The sequence below is a fragment of the Paenibacillus sp. KS1 genome (genome assembly GCF_001680695.1).
GTDB lineage: Bacteria > Bacillota > Bacilli > Paenibacillales > Paenibacillaceae > Paenibacillus_B > Paenibacillus_B suaedae.
This window is the reverse complement of record NZ_MAIS01000099.1, coordinates 1-20955: the sequence shown is the minus strand read 5'-3', so window position 1 is coordinate 20955 and position 20955 is coordinate 1. Positions and strand designations below refer to the sequence as shown.

22 protein-coding genes and 1 pseudogene are annotated in these 20955 nt (G+C 46.7%); 6 read left to right on the top strand and 17 right to left on the bottom strand.

The features are described from left to right. Both BBG47_RS23950 and BBG47_RS23945 read left to right on the top strand, forming a co-directional pair. Nucleotides 1–282: pseudogene (locus tag BBG47_RS23950) on the top strand (hypothetical protein); the annotation flags it as partial. A gap of 35 nt (nucleotides 283–317) precedes the next feature. Continuing rightward, entirely contained in the window at nucleotides 318–1400 is a 1083-nt protein-coding gene (locus BBG47_RS23945) for an ankyrin repeat domain-containing protein (protein ID WP_065293812.1), read from the top strand. 125 nt (nucleotides 1401–1525) lie between these two features. Here the strand turns inward: BBG47_RS23945 and BBG47_RS23940 are convergent, their stop codons facing one another. Further along, complete coding sequence (locus BBG47_RS23940; RefSeq protein ID WP_065293811.1) at nucleotides 1526–2533, bottom strand: serine hydrolase domain-containing protein; 1008 nt, start codon at nucleotides 2531–2533, stop codon at nucleotides 1526–1528. Between the two features lie 391 nt (nucleotides 2534–2924). Between BBG47_RS23940 and BBG47_RS23935 the strand changes: the two genes are divergently transcribed. Then, nucleotides 2925–3266, top strand: a complete 342-nt coding sequence (locus tag BBG47_RS23935) for a DUF485 domain-containing protein (RefSeq protein ID WP_065293810.1) — start codon at nucleotides 2925–2927, stop codon at nucleotides 3264–3266. Nucleotides 3267–3269: 3 nt separating this feature from the next. Further along, the gene (locus BBG47_RS23930; RefSeq protein WP_065293809.1) at nucleotides 3270–4817 is read left to right on the top strand and encodes a solute symporter family protein; all 1548 of its coding nucleotides are present in this window, start codon (nucleotides 3270–3272) and stop codon (nucleotides 4815–4817) included. Between the two features lie 432 nt (nucleotides 4818–5249). Here the strand turns inward: BBG47_RS23930 and BBG47_RS30885 are convergent, their stop codons facing one another. From BBG47_RS30885 to BBG47_RS23920, 3 genes are all read right to left on the bottom strand, one after another. Next, nucleotides 5250–5759, bottom strand: coding sequence for an MFS transporter (locus BBG47_RS30885; protein ID WP_254659909.1), 510 nt, complete (start codon nucleotides 5757–5759; stop codon nucleotides 5250–5252). 229 nt (nucleotides 5760–5988) lie between these two features. Beyond that, the gene (locus BBG47_RS30880) at nucleotides 5989–6684 is read right to left on the bottom strand and encodes an MFS transporter (protein WP_254659908.1); all 696 of its coding nucleotides are present in this window, start codon (nucleotides 6682–6684) and stop codon (nucleotides 5989–5991) included. After that, nucleotides 6681–7745 (bottom strand): bifunctional transcriptional activator/DNA repair enzyme AdaA, encoded by a 1065-nt coding sequence (locus BBG47_RS23920; protein WP_065293808.1) that lies wholly within the window; start codon nucleotides 7743–7745, stop codon nucleotides 6681–6683. Before BBG47_RS23920 ends, BBG47_RS30880 begins: the two co-directional genes overlap by 4 nt. A gap of 544 nt (nucleotides 7746–8289) precedes the next feature. Between BBG47_RS23920 and BBG47_RS23915 the strand changes: the two genes are divergently transcribed. After that, nucleotides 8290–8799 carry a GrpB family protein gene (locus tag BBG47_RS23915; protein ID WP_065293807.1) on the top strand — a complete coding sequence of 170 codons (510 nt, stop codon included), beginning with the start codon at nucleotides 8290–8292 and terminating at the stop codon, nucleotides 8797–8799. Nucleotides 8800–9208: 409 nt separating this feature from the next. Next, nucleotides 9209–10186: an EndoS/ChiA family endoglycosidase gene (locus tag BBG47_RS23910; protein WP_065293806.1), complete on the top strand. Its 978-nt coding sequence runs from the start codon at nucleotides 9209–9211 to the stop codon at nucleotides 10184–10186. Nucleotides 10187–10405: 219 nt separating this feature from the next. Here BBG47_RS23910 and eutH read toward each other — a convergent pair whose 3' ends face one another. From eutH to BBG47_RS23850, 13 genes are all read right to left on the bottom strand, one after another. Then, nucleotides 10406–11521: an ethanolamine utilization protein EutH gene (gene eutH, locus BBG47_RS23905; RefSeq protein WP_065293805.1), complete on the bottom strand. Its 1116-nt coding sequence runs from the start codon at nucleotides 11519–11521 to the stop codon at nucleotides 10406–10408. A gap of 235 nt (nucleotides 11522–11756) precedes the next feature. Beyond that, on the bottom strand, nucleotides 11757–12302 hold the full coding sequence (locus BBG47_RS23900) for a BMC domain-containing protein (protein WP_065293804.1): 546 nt from the start codon (nucleotides 12300–12302) through the stop codon (nucleotides 11757–11759). Further along, nucleotides 12295–12570 carry a EutN/CcmL family microcompartment protein gene (locus BBG47_RS23895; RefSeq protein WP_021252525.1) on the bottom strand — a complete coding sequence of 92 codons (276 nt, stop codon included), beginning with the start codon at nucleotides 12568–12570 and terminating at the stop codon, nucleotides 12295–12297. Before BBG47_RS23895 ends, BBG47_RS23900 begins: the two co-directional genes overlap by 8 nt. A gap of 15 nt (nucleotides 12571–12585) precedes the next feature. Next, nucleotides 12586–13314 (bottom strand): ethanolamine utilization protein, encoded by a 729-nt coding sequence (locus tag BBG47_RS23890; protein ID WP_065293803.1) that lies wholly within the window; start codon nucleotides 13312–13314, stop codon nucleotides 12586–12588. Nucleotides 13315–13332: 18 nt separating this feature from the next. After that, a complete protein-coding gene (eutD, locus tag BBG47_RS23885; RefSeq protein WP_217492518.1) occupies nucleotides 13333–13968 on the bottom strand; it encodes an ethanolamine utilization phosphate acetyltransferase EutD in 636 nt (211 codons plus the stop codon). Between the two features lie 10 nt (nucleotides 13969–13978). Continuing rightward, nucleotides 13979–14794, bottom strand: a complete 816-nt coding sequence (locus BBG47_RS23880; RefSeq protein WP_065293801.1) for a cobalamin adenosyltransferase — start codon at nucleotides 14792–14794, stop codon at nucleotides 13979–13981. Beyond that, a complete protein-coding gene (locus BBG47_RS30120) occupies nucleotides 14785–14922 on the bottom strand; it encodes a hypothetical protein (protein ID WP_155987197.1) in 138 nt (45 codons plus the stop codon). Before BBG47_RS30120 ends, BBG47_RS23880 begins: the two co-directional genes overlap by 10 nt. A gap of 40 nt (nucleotides 14923–14962) precedes the next feature. After that, nucleotides 14963–15253 (bottom strand): BMC domain-containing protein, encoded by a 291-nt coding sequence (locus BBG47_RS23875; RefSeq protein WP_005549798.1) that lies wholly within the window; start codon nucleotides 15251–15253, stop codon nucleotides 14963–14965. Nucleotides 15254–15360: 107 nt separating this feature from the next. After that, nucleotides 15361–16836: an acetaldehyde dehydrogenase (acetylating) gene (locus BBG47_RS23870; RefSeq protein ID WP_065293800.1), complete on the bottom strand. Its 1476-nt coding sequence runs from the start codon at nucleotides 16834–16836 to the stop codon at nucleotides 15361–15363. Between the two features lie 27 nt (nucleotides 16837–16863). Continuing rightward, entirely contained in the window at nucleotides 16864–17793 is a 930-nt protein-coding gene (locus BBG47_RS31455) for a BMC domain-containing protein (protein ID WP_065293799.1), read from the bottom strand. An 11-nt stretch (nucleotides 17794–17804) separates the two neighbouring features. Continuing rightward, nucleotides 17805–18458, bottom strand: a complete 654-nt coding sequence (eutL, locus tag BBG47_RS23860) for an ethanolamine utilization microcompartment protein EutL (protein WP_021252532.1) — start codon at nucleotides 18456–18458, stop codon at nucleotides 17805–17807. A gap of 78 nt (nucleotides 18459–18536) precedes the next feature. Further along, nucleotides 18537–19502, bottom strand: coding sequence for an ethanolamine ammonia-lyase subunit EutC (gene eutC / locus BBG47_RS23855; protein ID WP_065293798.1), 966 nt, complete (start codon nucleotides 19500–19502; stop codon nucleotides 18537–18539). Between the two features lie 18 nt (nucleotides 19503–19520). Next, complete coding sequence (locus tag BBG47_RS23850) at nucleotides 19521–20885, bottom strand: ethanolamine ammonia-lyase subunit EutB (protein ID WP_065293814.1); 1365 nt, start codon at nucleotides 20883–20885, stop codon at nucleotides 19521–19523. Nucleotides 20886–20955: the final 70 nt, after the last annotated feature.

Sequence of the window (20955 nt, the reverse complement as noted above, 5' to 3'; positions counted from 1 at the left end):
TTCATTTACACAAAATTCTTGACGCTACCCCCACTAGTGGCAGAAGCTAAATGCGTAACTGTACCTTTCTATGAGAATCATTATAATGGTTATTATATTGATGTCCCTGATCAAGAAAAATTTCATCATTTAGGTTTTTATGAAGTGGTTAATTCTACATACCTGCAGGAAAATGTTAAAAAATATGACCCTAAAAATAGGCTTGGTCTAAGGCATTATATGATTACAGGATATGATGGCTATGTTGAATTAATAGCTTCAACGTTTTCGGTCAATGAATAACTGCTGTAGATTCTTACACGAGTGGAGTTGTTGAGATGTTTAAGCTAAAGGACATTGGAACCGATACGTCGCTTCCTGATCTTGTCAGACACATCAATGAAGGCAATCTATCAGAGCTGCGCGATGCCATTGCACAGGGCTGGGATATGGAACAAGAGATTAGAATAAGCCAATATACGACTGTGATCCCGATAGAAGCAGCCTTAATTGCGGGACAATTCGAGGTAATTAAATTGCTTATCGAGCATGGTGTGAATTTGAATCATAAGAAGGAACCGTCCTTCCTGCTCGCTGTTCGCTATTGTGAAGAGGAGATCATAAGATACATCGTAGCGCATGGAGCCAAGGTCGATGCCCTAGATCAGCTTAAGTCCAATGCCTATCAACAAGCTTATTACGGGAACAAACACAACCTTCCGCTTATCCATGAGCTTGGCTTGGATGCAGCCAGTTATGGCGGCTATACACTACGTAAAGCCGTTAACGATCGGGATTGGCGTACAATTGAATTTATGCTTCAGCATGGAGTGGATATCAATTTCAATAAGCCGGATATGGTCTTCCCTTATTGTGCTACCCCCTTAACCACTGCCGCACGAAATGGCGATTTGAAGATGGTTCAATACTTAGTTGAACATGGAGCCGATGTGTGTATATGTGAAAAAGGCGGTGATCGTGCCTATACGATTGCTGTGCAAAATAAAGATAGCGCGATGGCCGAGTATTTGAAGTCATTGGAACCTGCAGAATTCCATACCTATGAAAATAAAAAATTGGCACTGAAGAACTATAGACTGCCGCAAAACGTTATTGATTTTCTAATGGGAGACAAGCTGCGGATCGAATTGCCTGACAATGAGTTCGAAATCGGCTACATCGAGTTCTTCACTTTTTCAGATACGATTGAAATGAAGGCAGGTAGGAAGAAATTGCTGCGTCTCTCCGCAGTCGTTGATAATTATTCTTCGATTCTCCTTGTCTGGAATCCAAAGACGAAATGCGTCGGTTACTATGATGAAGAGCACCAGGAATACGGCGATGTATGCAGTTTCGAGGATTTCCTTGCACAGCCAGAGCTCTATATGACCAAGATTGTCGAGGGAGATTTGGTGACATAAAACAGTAGTTCTAATTTTGTGTCATACATATGATGTAATGAGAATCAGGTTAGTAAGCTCTCGAAATATCGAGAGCTTCTTTATTGTATATCTAGTTGATGCTAACCTTCTAACACAGTTTTTCACTACATTTTCTCGATCCTATTGCACACCATATTGCCAAACGTTTTAATATCCTCTAAATAGTCATAACTTTCAGGATTTCCACCCTGTTGATTGTACATTCTTACTGCCACCGTTTGATATTTCGGAATGACAAGGCAAGCGCAGCCAGTTATGCCGAGCGATTGAAACGAACCTCCCGGAAGCTGATCCCCCAGCTCAGACGCAGCGCGCGGAACATCCTGAACAAACCAGAAGAAACCGTTCCTCGGCAAATGCGTCTCTAATTGAGGCGGTGTACATATGGATGTAGCCAGTTCGAAGACTTCTGCTGGAATGATTTTAGTTCCCTGGTACATGCCCTTATCTAAATGAAGCTGTCCCCATCTCGCCAACTCACGTGCACTTACAAATAAATTCCCATCATTCCCCTGATCATCCGTATATTCTTCATGAAGCCAGACCAGATTATCATCTCGTTCTTTGCTCCATCCTGTCTCTGTAAATCCGAACGGGTGGAACACTGTTTCCTCCAATACGTGGACAAACGGCTTCTCATACAGTTTCTCCATCAACTTAATAAGTAGGTTTACACCCATGTTGTTATAGGCCCAGTCGGTACCGGCAGAAAACAATCTTCGATTCGAATGATGGAGTCCATGCGTATGAGTCAGCAAATGCCGTATCGTCGTCCCGGTCAGCATCGCTGCCATTTGCTGATCTGTGATATCTAAGTAGTCGTCGTCTATGTAGTCCGTGATAGAGTCATCCAAGCTGCGGATTTTTCCTTCATACAATGCTAAGCTGACCACGAACCCTAGATATGTTTTTCTCACCGATGCGACGTTGAAGCGAGACGCTGCATCTACAATGCGTTGCCCTGCCCTGTCATGAGTTCCAGAGTACCATTCGTTAACAACTTCCTGCTTATGAAGAATATAGGTAGCCGCTGCTGTGGCTGAAATCTGATGCTGAATCCGCTCAACATATTCATTCAATGCTGCGAAATGCTGCGTACTTGGCTTATTCATAGGTTACTCTTCCGCCCCCTTCTGCTTCGAATCTTAACAGATCGTTTACTTCTTATCTAGTTCCCGCAATTATAAACACAGGTATAAACCACCAGTATGGTGCATATAACGTTACACATTCAACTTCACAGCATGAGATCAGCAATCAAGCCTATTTCGAAGACACCTCTTCACGATTACAAATCGTAATGGACTGAAATAAAGTCATAAATCAGGTATATCTTTACAACAATTCATTTTATAGTATAATATCTTCGAATTATATTTTCACAAGTTGTACACATCTACATGAACATTAAAGGTGGTGGCCACTTCTAACTGCACGGAGTATTTTGTAAGCGCTTCTTTTTTGTACGATGCAGGTATACTCATTGAATGAGAGGGATTGCTGATGGCAGGTAAAAAGGTAACAGCCAAGCACACGAAGCAGGAATTAACTCCCGAACAATACTCATCAATTGCGAAATCAGATAGCTTCAGAATGCTGATTCGAACCAAGAAAATCTTCATTATTCCTTTCACAATCTTCTTCCTTTGCTTCTATTTCGCCTTGCCGATCCTTACATCCTACACGGACATCTTGAATTATTCCTTTTACGGCAGTATTACATGGGCTTGGGTCTTTGCCTTACTGCAATTTGTGATGACCTGGGCATTTTGTATGATTTACTACAAAAAGGCATCTACATTTGATAAAGCCTCCGACCAAATTATTGCTGAGAAAGGGAGGTAAACCATGAATACTGCTGCATTTATTATGTTTTTAGCCATCGTTGCGGTGACACTCATTATTACCTATTGGGCATCGAAAAAGAGTAAATCTGCAAGCGAATTCTATACAGCTGGAGGCGGCTTAACCGGATGGCAGAACGGGATGGCGATTGCCGGGGACTATATGTCAGCGGCTTCGTTCTTGGGGATTGCAGGATCGATTGCGCTAGCAGGATTTGATGGATTTTTCTACAGCATCGGCTTCCTTGTTGCTTACTTAGTCGTCCTATTCTTGGTCGCAGAACCTTTACGAAATTTAGGGAAATATACGTTTGCGGATATGATTGCCGCTCGCTTTAAAACGACAAAAATTCGCGGATTCGCAGCGTTTAATACCATTGCCATATCCATCTTCTACATGATTGCACAGCTTGTAGGGGCAGGAGCTTTGATCAAGCTGCTTCTCGGCATTGATTTTGCAACCTCCGTCATCATCGTAGGTGTTCTTATGACCATCTACGTCACTTTTGGCGGAATGCACGCAACGAGTTGGGTACAGATTGTCAAAGCAATTCTGCTTATGGCCGGCACGCTTCTTATCTCGATTCTCGTGCTGTACAAATTCAACTGGAGCCTCACAGGCATGTTTGATCATGTCAAAGATGCAACACCACTCAAAGAGAAATTCCTTAATCCTGGTGTTAAGTATAAAGATGGTCTTGACACACTCTCCTTAACGATGGGCTTAGTTCTTGGAACCGCGGGCCTTCCTCATATTCTTGTCCGCTTCTTTACGGTTAAAAATGCGAAGACAGCTCGCAGCTCGGTTGTATACGCAACTTGGATAATCGGTATTTTCTATGTGATGACGATATTCCTAGGTTTTGGGGCTGCTGCATTTGTTGGAAATGGAGATATTACCGCCGCGGATAAAGCAGGGAACATGGCAGCTCCGCTCCTCGCAAAAGCACTAGGTGGCAATATGCTATTTGCATTTATTTCTGCTGTCGCCTTCGCAACCATTCTCGCCGTTGTAGCAGGACTTGTACTTACCGCTGCTGCAGCCTTCTCCCATGACTTCTACAATCAAATCTTGAGAAAAGGGCAAGCGACAGAGAAGCAGCAGGTCAATATGGCACGCTATGCTTCCATTGGGATATCTGTTATTTCCATTATTCTAGCCTTTTTTGCACAAAATCTTAACGTTGCATTCCTCGTATCGCTAGCGTTTGCCGTTGCAGCAAGTGCAAACCTGCCTGTTATTCTATATACGATTTTCTGGAGGCGTTTTAATACGAATGGTGCGATCTGGGCCATGATGGTTGGTCTGATCACCTCCGTGGGGCTCGTTCTCGTCAGTCCGAACGTATTTCATCCTGAAGCTGGAAAGGCGATCTTCGTTGGACACGCGCTGTATCCGCTCACGACCCCAGGTATTGTCTCCATTCCGCTCGGCTTCATCGCTGGTTATATCGGCACCATGTTGTCGAGAAAAACAGGAAAAGCCGACAATCAAGTCGAATTCGATGAAATTCTCGTACGCTCCAATACGGGAATCGATACCGCGGTGTAATCCTAAATTAGCAAAAAGCATCCGTTCTGCGGATGCTTTTTGCTGTGTCTCTTGCTCGAAATGCAGCATGGATACGAGACGCTGCATCATCTGCGACGCGATGCCCTACCTCGTCATGATAGCCTGAGTACATTCGGTTACACTTCGCTCCCACCTACTTTGAATCTGAATTGATCGCTTTACATGCAATGGTGAAGATACGAACTATTTATTTTTCAATACCTAGTTAAGTGTCGGAGGCAGAGATCTACTCTACGAAATTTGATTTACCATGAGCCACTAACATATTTCCGCTAGGGTCATAAAAATCGAAAATCCATTCCAAGGATCTCTGTTTCTCCGGATTCGGTTCTAATAGCCCCTCTGTCTTTTCTTTCCTCACCAATTTGTATCTCTTTACTCTTTAGGCCTTTTCAATTTCAGGAGGTATGTTTATTCGTTATTGTAAGTGTTTGCTAGTTCCCTTGCGGTCTTGTGCTGCGGTCGTAGTAAAAATAGTCCAAGCACGACTGCAAGTGCGAGAAAGACTGCGAAGAATCGGAAACCGATGTTAGTAGCTCGAATCAGGACTTCCTTCGATTGACCCAACTCATAACCCCCGACTAAATTAACATCGGAGTGGGCCACTAATTGAACTACATCTAACGCAAGCGCTTGGCTAATAGCCCTGCACATGTTGTATACGGTCCAGAACATACCTGATGCAGAACCAGCTTGCTCTTGTGGAGCGGCTGATAGTACCGCTTTAGCAAGGGATGGCCAGGAAAGTCCGGTTGCTGCAGAAATGATTAAAAGCGGAACAATGACAGCTATATTCGACAGTTCGGGCCCGAGTTGTCCAAGCATCAGTAGCGCGAAACCAATAAAAAACGATCCGAGCAGAATCATTCTTGCAGGGCCGATACGATCGGCAAGCCTACCTCCGAATGGGGCTGTGAACAACTGGGGCACTGATAGCGAATCAATAACAACCCCGACTCTAACGGTCTGAGGTGTAGTGCAGCTTGCAAATACAGCGTGAGCAGAATGGTGACGGCGAAATAACCGATACAGTAGCTCATTGTGATTCCGAGTCCTATGGAGTATTCCCGATAAGCGAAAAGACCCAAATAAAACAATGGATGCTTAACCTTCTTCTCAATGAAGATGAAGGTAATCCAAAGGAACAGCGCTACTGCGAACAGTCCAAACGTTTTTTCCGATACCCACCCCCATCGGACAAGGCGATAAGCAGTGCGGTTAAACCTGTTCCGTACGTCAACACGCCGAGCCAGTCAGTCTTCGTTTTTTCGATCAATTTATCATCCTTTAGAATTAGAATACCGGCGACCAAACCAACAATACCGATCGGAACGACCGCGTAGAACATGGAACGCCATCCAAATTCGCCGATTAGTAGACCTCCGGCAACAGGACCAATGAGAGAGCCTGTCACCCATGCGATATTGTTAATGCCGAGTGCGACCCCAAGTTCATTAGGCGGAAATGTCCGTATCAAGATCGGAGTGGATGCCGCCATCGCCATGGCAGCACCGGTACCTTGCAGAAGGCGAGCCGCGATTAGAACTGCGCCGGAGTCTGACATACCGCAAAAAGCAGTAGCAATCGTGAACAAAGCGAACCCCCATAGAAAAATGCGTTTGGTACCGAACATATCGGACCATCGGCCAGAAGGAAGGAGGAATACTGTACTCGTAATGTAGAACGAGGTGATCGTCCACATTCCCGTTCCAATCGAAAGATGCAGTTCTTCCATGAGTGGAGGGAGACCGTTAACCACAATCGTAGCATCTAGATTCGTAATAAATGACACGAGTGTAACCACGAGTAAAATGGACCACTTGCCCGACTGCTTGATCTTCATCATCTTATGTCCTCCTCCACGCTCCCATTCTTCTCATGGTCAAGCAGCCATTGTTTCCGAGATATACCTCCTCCATAACCGCCCAAGTCGCCGTTCGAGTTGATAACACGGTGACATGGAATCACAATCGCCATCTGGTTGGCTCCATTTGCTTGGGCTACGGCACGATAAGCACTTGGCTTTCCAATCGCCGAGGCAATGTCGGCATACGAAGTCGCCTGACCCGGAGGAATTTGCCGCAATTGTTCCCACACCTTCTTCTGAAAAGGCGATCCAAGCAATTTCACTGGCGTTTTGAATTCTGTTAACTTACCTTCGAAATAATCCCTGAGTTCCCTTTCAATCGAATTGATCGGCGCTGTGCTGCCCGGAATGACCGCGGATTTTGTCTTCCTTCTCAGGCGTTCAATCTCTCGCTCCAATCCTCTGCGGTCTATAAATTCGAGTAAATATAGCGCTTGTTCATCAGCGATTGCGATCATCGGACCAAGACGCGTATCCAACCACGATGCCTTTAAAATCTGTTGATTGCCCAGCCCGGCAGGTGCTGTACCCATAATGCGCGAAAACGCATCCCTGAAGCCGCTGCCGGATTCATAACCTGCGGACAACTGCGCTTCTATGACCGTGCTGCCTGCCCGGATATGCTTCAAGGCTATTCCCATTCGCCGAGATCTCGCATATTCAACAAAAGTCATTCCGAACCTCTTCTTGAACTGGCGGCGCGCAGTTGAAGCATCCACGGATAATTTTCGGAAGTCTTCGTCCGTCCAGCGGTGTTCCGGGTTTTCTTCCACCGCGTTGACTAGTTTACGAACCAGCTCCGAGACATGGCCCGGATGAGATAGCGGACGGCAGCGCTGGCAGGGTCGGAATGATGCCAGAAGGGCTTCCTTGGCTGTCTCATAAAATTCACAATTTTCAAATTTTGGTTTTCTTGCCGGACATGTAGGTCGGCAAAACACACCGGTTGTCTTCACTCCGACATAGAAAATGCCTTCATACTCGGACTTTTTATCGATAAGCGCCTGGTAATACACGAGTTTCCTGTCGGTCGGTATCATTCTGCTCCTCCTTTTAATACGGTTTTGAATTCTTTGAAGCCATTGCGAAACACTGTTATGATTATAACGTTTCCGAAAAATAGTTCCGCCGAAAATCGGGCATTTATTTTTTCATGTTAATCCACATTAAAATATAGAAGTCAACTTAAGCGAAGCGTTGATCAAGATGCCGAGCGCTTTGGCAATTTCCAGCAACCCAGTAGCCGTCACGATCAAGTCTGGTCTGGGAAAAGCCGGAGGAGCACGACGGATCACCTTACATTAGCCCGTTTAGATAACCTTTCTTTCGTGCCAGTTTGTTGCGAAATCTGCCTTATAGTATTCCTACGAGTGATTTAGCGTTTGAACATAAAACGAGCCCCTCGGTTACGATAGACTGTTCGTCGGAGTATATTTATATAATGCTACTCTTCCGCTCTCTCCTACTTCGAAACCGACCAGATCGTTTACTTCTTATATTATCCCCCCCTATTATATATCTACAGGAATAGATCGCTAGTAAGATCAACATAACGTACAGGTTCGAAGGAGGAGATCAGTAACAATGAACGTAATCGTCACGAAATATAATGAAAACTGGAATCGTATGTTCGATGATGAAGCGCAAAAAATAAAAGCGATATTCAGAGATGAGTTGATCGAAATCCATCATATCGGCAGCACTTCAGTACCCGGGTTACAAGCCAAACCGATTATCGATATGATGCCTGTTGTAAAGGACATCACCAGAATCGATTCTTTTAATGAGCAAATGAAGGAACTCGGTTACGAATGCATGGGCGAGTTCGGCATGAAAGGAAGACGGTATTTCAGAAAGGGCGGAGATCATCGAACCCATCACGTGCATACATTTCAGTTCGATAACACGGAAGATATTCATCGTCATTTGGCAGTAAGGGATTATTTGCGAATACACTCCGACATTGCATCACGATATGGCCGCTTAAAAGAAAGGCTAGCGCGACAATACCCTGATGACATCGAAGCTTATATGGACGGGAAGGATTCATTCGTGAAGAACCTTGAAAGAGAAGCAATAGATTGGCATGCCTAAATCACGTTGTATAGTTGATAGAAAAAAAGCCTCGGACTAATCTGAGGCTAACCTATTTCTAGGGATATTATCCTTTCCCCCTTATAGCCAATGTGGCTTTACTACTGGATTCACGCCGAATGAAACGGTCTTGGGAGAAGAAATAGTGGCAACTGGATCCAAAAAATAGCATTAATTTTACGATTTCACTTCACTTTTTTGTACTTCTGTACGATAATAGTAATGACTCAACTTTTGCAGATGCAGGAATTTACGCCTATGGTGAGTCAAACCGTAATACGTGAATACTTCTTTGGGGAGGCTTTGAATTTATGGGATGAAAGACAGCGCTGAAGACATGATTTTCTCTGAAATGTAACCGCTTACTTTATTTTGGTAAATTATCATCTAAGAAAGGGAGTTATCATTTATGAAAAAAACATCCATGTTGTTGCTCTTGTCAACCGTTTTAATTTTATCTTTAGTGAGTGGCTCAATTGTTTCAGCTAGTCCTTCAACTTCTTTAGCAAACGAATTGACCAAAGGTCAAAAATCTCCTGTAATGATGGCATACTACAGAACATGGCGTGACATAACTATGCCTCATGATGCAAATTCAACTCTCCCAGACCCTAATGTGACAGCGATGACAGATATTCCTGAAGGAGTCGATATCGTTTCTGTCTTCCACTATGTTAACCCAGGTACAAATGAAAAGTTATTTTGGGACACGCTTCGTGATACATATGTGCCTGCCTTACACGAACGTCAAACCAAAGTGATACGCACGATAGATATAAGGGAGCTATATAACGTTCCTAGTATGGGTACAATGCCCACATCCAAAGAATATGATAATCATGCGCAATCTTTAGTTGATAAATACATAACTCCCTACAATTTAGATGGCTTAGACATTGATATGGAGGAAACGTTAACACAAGACAAAGAAACAAAAGCTTCTGGTACTTTTGAAGCTCTGTCTAAACGTTTAGGACCACTGTCGAACAGTGGCAAATTGCTTATCTATGATACAAACAAAGACAATCATAGCCTGTTCAAAAAAGTAGCTCCATTCTGTGACTATTTGTTCCTTCAAGCTTACGGCAGAACCCCTAGTAGACTAGATACTACATGGGCAACTTATAAAAATACGATCTCCCCTGATCAATTTCTTCCGGGAATATCTTTTCAAGAAGAATTAGGTGCCAACTGGGGTGATGCTCAGGAACCATTTGAAACAAGCAGAGCTTACAAATATGCAGCTTGGCAGCCAAAAGATGGCCCTAAGGGCGGAATGTTTATCTATGCCATCGATAGAGATGGAAAAGTATACGGAGATAATACAATTACAAAAACAGACTTTAGCTGGACAAAAAGATTAATTGATGTCATGAGAAACAACTAAATATCCTTAATTCGGGTGCATGAGATTTCATTCATGCACCCGATTACGTTCACTTTCCGACACACCACTGTCCACATTGTATGGCTCCGAGTTAGTAATTTCCCTAACCAATATCAAAAAAAGAACCCTTCTTAGGCATTACACCTAAAGAAGAGTTCAAAACAATTTATATCATGCCCATATACATAAAATAGAGAGATAGAGTGCCCATACCATTCATTAGATCGATTCCGGAAGCTCTTCCTTCTGCTCCGGTTCGGGTGCCAACTTTTTGGCCAAGAACATAGCGACGATAATCGCTGTAATACCACCTACAAGCTTGCCGACGATCATTGGGAAGATCATTTCCTTCGCAACCCCAGCCGTAAAGCCGAGGTGATCGCCGAATACGAATGCGGCAGAGACAGCAAATGCAACGTTGATGACCTTACCGCGCACATCCATATCCTTCATCATACCGAACATCGGGATAACGTTAGCAAGCGTTGCTACCAAGCCCGCTGCAGCAATCTCGTTCATACCGAGCATTTTGCCCAGCTTCATAAGCGGCTTGTTGAATACCTTCGTAATGACGAATACCATCGCAAAAGCACCAGCCAATACAATGGAGATGTCGCCAACGATCTTAATTCCTTCTTCAATCGGTGCAAGTCCCGGAATGATTGTAATATCGGTCAACTGCTGCGTGATACCAACCGCAAGTCCAAGCGTCGCAACAATGACGATGAACTGACCGAAGATCGTGAAGCCCTTAATCATTCCATTCGGGAATTTCCATAAACCTAACACAATCAGCACTGCGAACAGGATGATTGGAACTAGGTTGGTCAAAATCATTGAAATCGAGTAACCTGCCACCAATCCCCCGATTAAGCAACCAAGAGGAATGGTAACTATACCAGCCAATACGCCGGTTGCCAAGTACTTCTGGTCTTCCTTCTTAATAATGCCGAGTGCGACTGGAATAATGAATACGATTGTTGGCCCGAGCATGGCGCCTAGAATCGTACCCGCGAACAATCCCGCTTCCGGCGTCTGCGCCAATTCCTGTGCGAGTGAGAACCCGCCCATATCGTTGGCTAACAGCGTCGTGGCAAACATTGCCGGGTCTGCTCCGAGCGCACTGTACAGCGGTACGACCACCGGACTTAGCACCTTGGCCAATACTGGGGACAGAGAGATAATCCCCACCATGGCTAGTGTAAGCGACCCCATTGCCATAATACCCTCATCGAACTGGTGTCCCAATCCGAATTTATACCCGATGCACTTGTCGATCGCACCGAGAATCATGAAGATAACCATGCCGTAAATGATGATTTCATTAATCTCCACGAACGTGCTCCTCCATTCTTACCTAAGATCAAAAGCGAGCTTTTTAAACTACCTATTTTCAATCACGTTTAAAAAGATCGGTTTTCAGCACCGAGAAAATCGCGAGAACTCGAAGAAGGAGCAGCGCAGTGTAGGCTAAACTACATGAGCAGAGGACTTCAAGAGTGAACGCAAGATTCGATGCCGAGTTGCTTTCAATTTTACTTCGTGATCAAAAGCGAGCTTTTTAAACTACCTATCGGAAGTGTTGTTTGAGTTCTTCGGATGGGGAAGGTATCACGGAATAATGAATAATCCGCTTTTGATCCATGGAGGATACGAACACCTTCATCCCCTGCTCGACATCGCTCACACTACCCGTGAATACGGCGAGGAACTTGCCGCCGATAGCCATGCCGAGATTCATTTTCTTCACGTGAATGTCACTTTGCTTCAGTGCTTCATTCAGTGCATAAATACCGGAAGACACTGTAGAAGTCTCCACAATTCCAAGCGCATCCACAGGTAGTGAAGCGTTGCTGCGTTTCAGCCCCTCGACGACTTCGGAATGAACACCGTGCAGTTCGAAATCGCTAATACGGAAATCACTTGCTTCCGCTCGGGCTGCTTCCATCGCAGCCTGAACATCTGCCGTGTCACCACTCATCATAATGAGGAACTTCCCCGGGCAGATCGGCTTCATATGATGCACGCTGACGGGAGATGTCTTCAGCATGCGGTCAGCCGTCTCATAGCCTTTGCTTATGCTGCGCAGCTCAATCACACCGATTGCACTAGTCATGAGATACCTCGATGGAATCGACAATGCCGACAATAACCGCGTCGACCGGTATGTCTGAGTTCGTGAATGATGCACGGGCTGCGCTTCCCGTTGTCACGAGCACAGTATCACCGATGCCCGCTCCTGCATTATCTGCCGCGACGAAGTAATCACGCTGAACGGGTTCATCATGATTCGATAACGGCTTGACCACCAGGAAGGTCAGACCATTCAGCTTGTTGTCCTTGCGGGTCGCCCACAGGCTTCCCGTAACTTGTCCCACGATCATAGCTTCACCCCGCCGTTATCTTCTGTGCACCTGCATCTTCTGCATGCGCAAGTAGTCTTGCGCGAGCGGTGTAATGATGCTGTGCCGATCAATGACAATTTCTTTTCCGTTATGCAGACGATGCTTCTTCAATTCCGCTTCCGTAATAACCTTGCGATTCAGCACTAGCGCGTGAGACGCTAGGTCGCTTACTACGGATTCAACCCGATTATCTTCCGTTGAAGCCAATGGCTGTTGTCCAACTTGCAGTTTTCCAGAGACATTGCCATTCTCTAGGCAGGCTGCAGGAAGATCCTGCTCTTTTACCAGCCGAATGCCGTAAGCACTAAGCTTTGCCGCAAACTCGTCATACATCTTGTACAACAGTACAGGTGCCGTCGACTTGTATTTGCGATACAGCAATCCTTCTTCGAGTGCGATAACCTCTCGCCCCTTAAGCAGCATCGTCAAGACAAATCGTTCGCGCGGGCCTGCACTTATGCCGTTAGCGAGATTGGCTAGCAGCTGAATGCATAGCTTCGGAATAATTAATACATCACAATCTCTGAGCGTCTCATCATAATAATGAACGTCAACATGCGAATTCAGTACGCTCTCCAATTCCGGTACCGCTTCCATGGATAGAAGAACCGCTTGCTTTCTCGCTGCAATCGGTTCTTTCTTGCCCTGTTGCCCTAGTCTTTTGATTACCTCTGCTGCTACGGCTTCAATGATTGCAGCCCGGTCTTGAGCTTCTATGTTCATTTTTTCACACTCCTAAACCTAGATGCTCTGCTTTACAATTATGCCCTTCGTCCCTTTCGCAAAGCCGCATGCATTTGCCTCATCATAGTCGATATGCATGTAAGTCTCATAGTTGGAGCTGACACGTACAAGCACATCGTCGAAAATAAGCGGGCGCTTGCCATACACTTTCACCTGTACGATCTCGCCATTTTTCACGTTGAACTTCTCAGCATCCTCAGCTTTCACATGAATATGGCGCTGTGCAGCGATGAGTCCTTTCTCCAATCGAATCATGTTGCTGCCAGAAACAATCACGATGCCCGGAGTTCCTTCCAGCTTGCCGCTTTCTTTTACAGGTACAGACACACCAAGCACAACAGAATCTGTCAGTGATACCTCCACTTGAGATTCCTTGCGCTCAGGGCCAAGCACGACTACGTTATGCAGAGAGCCCTTCGGACCGATTAGTGTAACGCGTTCTTTACAGGCATATTGCCCAGGCTGGGACAACTCCTTCGCCTTCGTCAATTGATAGCCTTCGCCGAACAACGCATCGATCGCTTCCCGGTTCAAATGCACATGCTTGCCGGATGCTTCCACCTCGAAGCAGGCTTCATTCTGCACACGTTTCACCACTTCGTTAATAATGCTTTCTACCAGTTGGTTATCCACCATTTTCACCTCATTTATCGTAGTGTCCAACACGGATACGGAACATGATAATCCAGAACAAGGATGACAATCGGTTCAGCGAACGGATAATATCCTCGCGATCTGCTTCGCCATGCTCCTTCTTGAAGGCCTGATAAGCCAACAGTTCCGTCTCCCTTGTCAATGTGCGCAACGCATTTATAACAACAACCGCTTCGCCCATTTCATAGCTGGGTTGAAAATGTTCCAATCCAAAGTACTTCTTGGGAAAATGAGATTGCTCTCGCAGTTCCTTCGCTGTCATCCCAAGCAAATGAAACTCTTCAATGCTCTCACTCAGTACCTCGCACCGCACGACTCGCCGTACGAATTGCAGGATTTCTTCCAAATCATCGACCAGCTTGGTCATGTTCAACTTGAAGCAGCTAATTTGCGCTTCTAATAATTTTGTTTCCAATGAATCCAACTTCCCGCGGAAGAGGATCCGTGGATGATCCTTGAATACAAGCATATTGCCATATAAATGGGTCATATGCTCCGGCTTCGTTTCCAAAAAACCGCCATACAGCGTGCGAAACCGCTTCTTGCCTTCTGTCGCAGGTTCGACATCCAGGTTTTTCGTAATCTGCAGTTTAACTTCCTTAGTCGCCGACGGTGCCTCCACCGTGGCCGTATTCGCCCCAGGTTCAGGAGCCGTCACATATCGGAGTTCGATCTGGTGATCGGTCAAGAAGCTCTTGGCCGACGGCGTTAGAATTGTACCTGCCGCCGTCTCATATACGGCAACATCCTTCAAATTCTGGTTTCGAAAATGCTTGCGGAGTTCGCTTTCCGTAATCAGAGCCATGTTCTCACATCCTTCTCGTGCGAATGCGTGTTGTTCAAATCCATCTCGTTAACGCCAATCATCTCGGCTTGAACAAGCCGATTCATCACGATAGATGAGTTGCAGGATGCCGAGCTTAACGCCAGCATCCTGCTTCATCTCTTTCAATAGACTCGTCCGGAATCCGAATTACTCTACTGTTTTTGTCTTAGGCAAGATTGCATCCACTTCGGAATGTGGTCTTGGAATGACGTGTACGGACAACAATTCGCCAACACGTTCTGCTGCTGCCGCACCTGCATCTGTAGCTGCTTTAACTGCGCCTACGTCGCCGCGAACCATTACAGTTACGAGACCTGCACCGATTTGCTCTTTACCGATCAATGTAACGTTAGCTGCTTTTACCATTGCGTCTGCTGCTTCGATTGCGCCTACCAAACCTTTAGTTTCTACCATTCCCAATGCGTTTGCGTTTGCCATAATAAAATTCCTCCTAGTAGTCAATAAATTAGAATTAGTTGTATATAAAATGTTGAGTTACCATTGTTGTGAAACAAATAAATAGGAATCCTCATGAATCTATCAACTTACAGTTTTTCGAGAATACGAGCGACGATCATGCCGATCAGCTCTTCTTTGTCTCCCAAATTAAGGCTTGCCAATTTATCTTGCTGAGCCACAGGCTGCTCCTGCTCCATCAAATCTTCCATCTCGCGAAGTCCATAAGCGACTCTGCGGATGTTAAGCAGGTTAAGTGGGCTGATGTTGTCGGATGTCGAGCTGCCGCCAACTGCACCGCATCCCAGCGTAAGCGCCGGTGCAATTGCTGTTGTTGCGCCGATACCGCCAAGTGTACCCGGTGTGTTCACAAGCAAGCGGGATACTGGCTTCTTCAATGCGAACTCGCGAATGATTTCTTCATTTTCGGAGTGAATGACCATCGTATGGCCTGCACCCTCGCCATGCAGAATCTCGATGCAGCGCTCGCATGCCGCTTCCCAGCTGTCTTCTGTGTAGAAGGCAAGAATCGGAGCCAGCTTCTCGCGAGAGTATGGAACCTTCGGTCCAACTTGTGTCTCTTCTGCGATCAGCACGCGTGCATCTGCTGGAATGCGCAGGTTCGCCAGCTTCGCGATATGTTCCACACTGCGTCCGACGATCTGCGGATTCATAGTGCCATTTGCGCGCATAATGAACTTGCCAAGCTGTGCTGCCTCTTCCTTGGAAAGGAAGTAAGCCCCCTGCTTTTTAAATTCCGCAATTACCGCATCCTTACTGCAAGCTTCCACAACAACGGATTGTTCGGATGCACAGATTGTGCCGTTGTCGAACGTTTTGGAATCCATGATGCGCTTGACTGCAAGCGGGATGTTCGCACTCTTCTCAATGAAGGCAGGACCGTTGCCCGGGCCAACCCCGATTGCCGGCGTACCGGAGGAATAAGCGGCTTTGACCATCGCTGTTCCACCAGTTGCAAGAATCAAGGCAACATCTTTGTGCTTCATCAATTGATCCGTACCTTGGATCGTAGGAACGGTCATGACGCCGATGGCACCTTCCGGACAACCTGCTTGCACAGCTGCCTCGCTGATGTCCTTCACTGTTTCCAAAATGCTCTTGAGCGCGTTCGGATGTGGAGAGAACACAATGCTGTTCCCAGCTTTCAACGCGATGAGCGCCTTGTAGATAACTGTCGATGTTGGATTCGTAGACGGAATCAGACCCGCAATAACGCCGACTGGAACCGCTACCTCCATCACCTTGTGCGCCTTGTCATCCTTCAACACGCCAACTGTCTTCATGTCCTTGATCGATGCATAAACGTGCTTCGAAGCAAATGAGTTCTTGATGATTTTATCCTGCCAACGGCCGAAGCCAGTTTCCTCATTCGCCATCTTCGCGAGCTTCTCGCGATGCTTGTAGCCAGCATCCGCTACTGCCTTGACGATTGCGTCAATCTGCTCCTGCGTCATGACGGCAAGCTTCGCTTGCGCTTCCTTCGCTTTCTTAATCAGATCACGGACTTCTTGAATGGATCGCAGGTCTTTATCCAATGTTTCCATCAATATTCCTTCTCTCTACTCCAATTTTTACGAACTTGCTTTTTTTGTGCTTTTGCTCCGTTTCGCGGCTGGTGAAGACACTGGCTTTACGCGTGCAGCGCCGCCATTACCAGTTCCAGCTTGCTTCTGCTTGTCGTCAACAGTTGACGTATTCAAACCCGCAGAATTCGAAGCATGAGCGGTTTTCGTTATGCCAGCGTTTTCCTTACTTTCAACAGTACTGTTGGAAGCCTTAGCAGCAGTTGATTCTGCTTTCGCTTGCGAAACCTTCGGAGCAGCTACTTGCTCAGACTTAGCAACAGTTTCTTCCTTACCATTAGCATCCTCAGCCGCAGAAGCTTCATCTGCTTGAATTGCGTTCACGGAATCCGTGATTGCAGGAATGCGTTCCTGGCCAGTTGCAGCAACTTCATTGTTACTTCCTTCGGTCGACTCTAGCTTGACCGACTTCGAAACTTCATCCGAAGCATCATGCTTTTCGCTTCTGAAATTCTTTTCGTCAGCTTCGTTGATGCTCGTTGCAGCGAACTTATTTGCAACATCCTTAGCTTCTTTCGTATCTGTTACGGCTTCATGTACAGCCGCAATCTCAGATACGAGCTCCGCCTCGCCTTGCTCTTTTTGACTCGTGCTGTCGCTCTCTTGAACCTGACAGTGATTGTCGCCTTCGTCATCAGGAGTATCAGGAGTCGCAACCATTGCTGCTGTCTCTTCATGCATGCGAGCAATCACATGACGAGTGACGAGTACATCCAGCTGCTTGGCCAGCTCTGCTCCCGCTTCAACGGCAGCTTGTACAGCTCCGACATCACCATCGAGCTTCACCGTTACCAATCCACCATTGATGATTTCTACACCGATACAAGTAACGCTTGCTGCCTTCAAAGCGGCATCTGCCGCAGCGACTGCTCCGAGATATCCCCTAACTTCAACCAATCCTAATGCACTATTTCTCATCGCCCGTTACCTTAATAACTCGTCGGATTGTCTGCGACGAATTGGACAGCGTCTGCGAACGCATCGCATGCTGCCTTGCAGGCCGATTGACTGCCCGTAAGCAATGCACCACCGAAGTTGGTTTCGGAAGGTGGTCCGAAGAAAGCGGCAATTGTCACATCTGCGGCCTTCAGTGCTGCATCGAGTGCATACATTGCTTCAAGTGGAGGAGCGATTAAGTAAGCGATCGCTTCTCCTTCCTTGATGCCTGCTGTCTCGGATAAGTGCGTTCCTGTACGGGATACACAGTGAGCGAAATACGTAATGCTGTTATCTTCATTTGCACTCACGAAATGCGCTCCGCTCTCGATGAAATCCGCAACGGCGCTCATGCCGCTGCGCACTTCTTCTGGATTGGGTCCTGCCAGAATACCAATGACCTCGCCTGCCAGCTTCGTTGAAGCATTGGCCGATCCGGCATACATGCTTTTTGCATAGACAACATCTACGGCTGCTGCTTTTGTCGCTTCATCCAATGCCACGTACGTGACATCGTCAATGTCAGCAGTAATAATACCTAAGCTCTTATGGTGCGGCTTCAGCTCCAGCTTGCTTGCCATATCCAGGCTTACGTTGGAAATGAGCTTCATGCCGAGCACCGTTGCATGAATCGGTTCGTTTCTCATACGTGCCTTCCTCCTTGCGATAGCTTATAAATTGCGTGTTCAACATGTCGTGATTAGTGAACGACATTGGAATGAACGCTACAGTTTCAAATCAATACCTGATGCTTTGCGGTCGATCATCGTCTTGATCAGCTCCGCAATATGCGCGCCCGCTTCAACCGCAGGCGTACCGCCTGAGTGAATGTTGGAGATAACCGTACGTCTCGCTTCCGGCATACCTACCGTCGGCTTGTATGCGATATAGGCGCTCATCGATTCTGCGGTTACCAATCCTGGTCGCTCTCCTACGAGCAGGCATACGACATCTGCTTCTGTTACATCGCCGATGACATCCATCGAAGGAACGCGGCAATGCTTAACGAACAAGATATTGCCGACTTCATAACCGTACATCTTCAGACCTTGCGTGATGGATGGAATGATGTCGCGCAAATTGGCTTCAATCGCGGCGGAACTTAAGCCATCGCCAACCATAATCTGAACTTTCGCCTGATTGGTCGTACGCTGTTTAATCGTCGCAATCGTTTCATCCGAGAATTGGCGTCCCAAGTCAGGGCGCGTAATATATTCATCCTTGTCCCGACATTTTGTCGCAATCGGCACAAGATTCATTTCCTTCACGAAGTCCTCAGACACGTAGGAGAACACGGCATCTTGTGCTGCAGCATGGTCAGCACGGAAGCGCAGCGACGTAATTGTCTTGTATCGCGGGCCTGCACGCCATACGCCAAGGCGTGCTGGTGTTTTTTCTTTCATTTTCAAGTAGCCTTCGCGGTCTTCTGGATCCGGTACAAGCAGCAGCTTGCGCAGATCGATATCTGTAATATCATCCAGACATTCGCCATCGTCCAGTTGCTCTTCTGCAGGCATGGTGGCTTGTACCAGCCCACCTACGGCAGACTCCGTTTTTCCCTCTTGCGGAGCAGTCACTTCCACTGCCTTCGTGACGACTTCCTTCACTGCTTCTGCAGCTGGCTCCGTCTCGTTTCCTACCATTTCGTTCAATATCGATTCAATCATCGATTTTAGATCTTTTTCGTTCATGTGAGCTCCCTCCTTTCCCTACTTAAGAAACACGGATGCGTCTCCGGCTTTTTTCGTCAACTTGCCATTTTCAATGAAGCCCATCTTCTCCATCCATTGTTCGAACTCGCGGATTGGACGCAAGCCAAGCAATTCACGCAGCGTCGCGGTTTCATGATAGCCTGTTGTCTGATAGTTAAGCATGACATCATCGCCATGCGGGATGCCCATGAAGAAGTTACAACCTGCTGCGGACAAGAGCACAGCCAAGTTCTCCAAGTCATTCTGGTCAGCCTTCATATGGTTCGTGTAGCAAGCATCACAACCCATGGAGACGCCTGTCAGCTTGCCCATGAAGTGATCTTCCAAGCCGGCGCGAACGACTTGCTTCGCATCGTACAGATACTCAGGCCCGATGAATCCAACAACAGTATTGACTAGGAATGGATTGTATTTCTTCGCAAAACCGTAGCAACGCGCTTCCATCGTCACTTGGTCAATGCCGTGATGCGCTTCGGAAGACAACTCCGAGCCTTGACCGGTTTCAAAGTACATGACGTCTGGCCCTGCTACTTGCCCGTGCTGCAAGACAAGCTGCTGCGCTTCCGCAATCGTGTCGGCGTTGAAGCCGAATGCTTCATTCCCTTTTTGAGAGCCGGCGATCGATTGGAAGATAAGTCCTGTCGGCGCGCCGCGCTTCACCGCTTCCATTTGCGTGGTAACGTGAGCCAAAACGCAAGTTTGCGTTGGAATCTCCCACTTCTGACGGAATTCCTCGCATCGCTTCAATACACCCGTTACACTCTCAACAGAGTCGTCAACTGGATTGAGACCAAGTACGGCATCCCCGATACCGAAGGTCAAGCCTTCCATAAGGGAAGCCATGATTCCATCCGGATCATCTGTCGGGTGATTCGGCTGCAAACGTGCGGACAACGTACCTGCACGGCCAATCGTCGTATTGGCAGTAGCCTCAATGCGAATCTTCTTCGCACCGTACATCAGGTCAAGGTTGGACATAATCTTCGCAACCGCTGCAATCATTTCGGCTGTCAACCCGCGCGATACGCGCTTAATGTCAGCTTCAGTCGTGTTCTCATTCAAGATCCACTCACGCAGCTCTTCAACCGTCCAGTTTTGAATTTCACTGTAAATGCGCTCATTAACCCCATCTTGGATAATGCGGGTAACCTCATCCACCTCGTAAGGAACGGCTGGATTGTTGCGCAGATCAGACAGCTTAATTTGGGAGAGCACTACCTTCGCAGCTACACGCTCTTCAGACGAAGTAGCACCCAGCCCAGCCAGTGTATCCCCTGATTTTTCCTCGTTTGCTTTTGCCATAACTTCCATAAGGCTGCTGAACTGATACACGCGGCCAAACAACTTCGTTTTTAAAATCACAAAAGCTCCTCCTTCCAACTCAATATCAATTTGTCTTAATAATAAAAGTTCAAAAAGTTCGGTTTTCAGC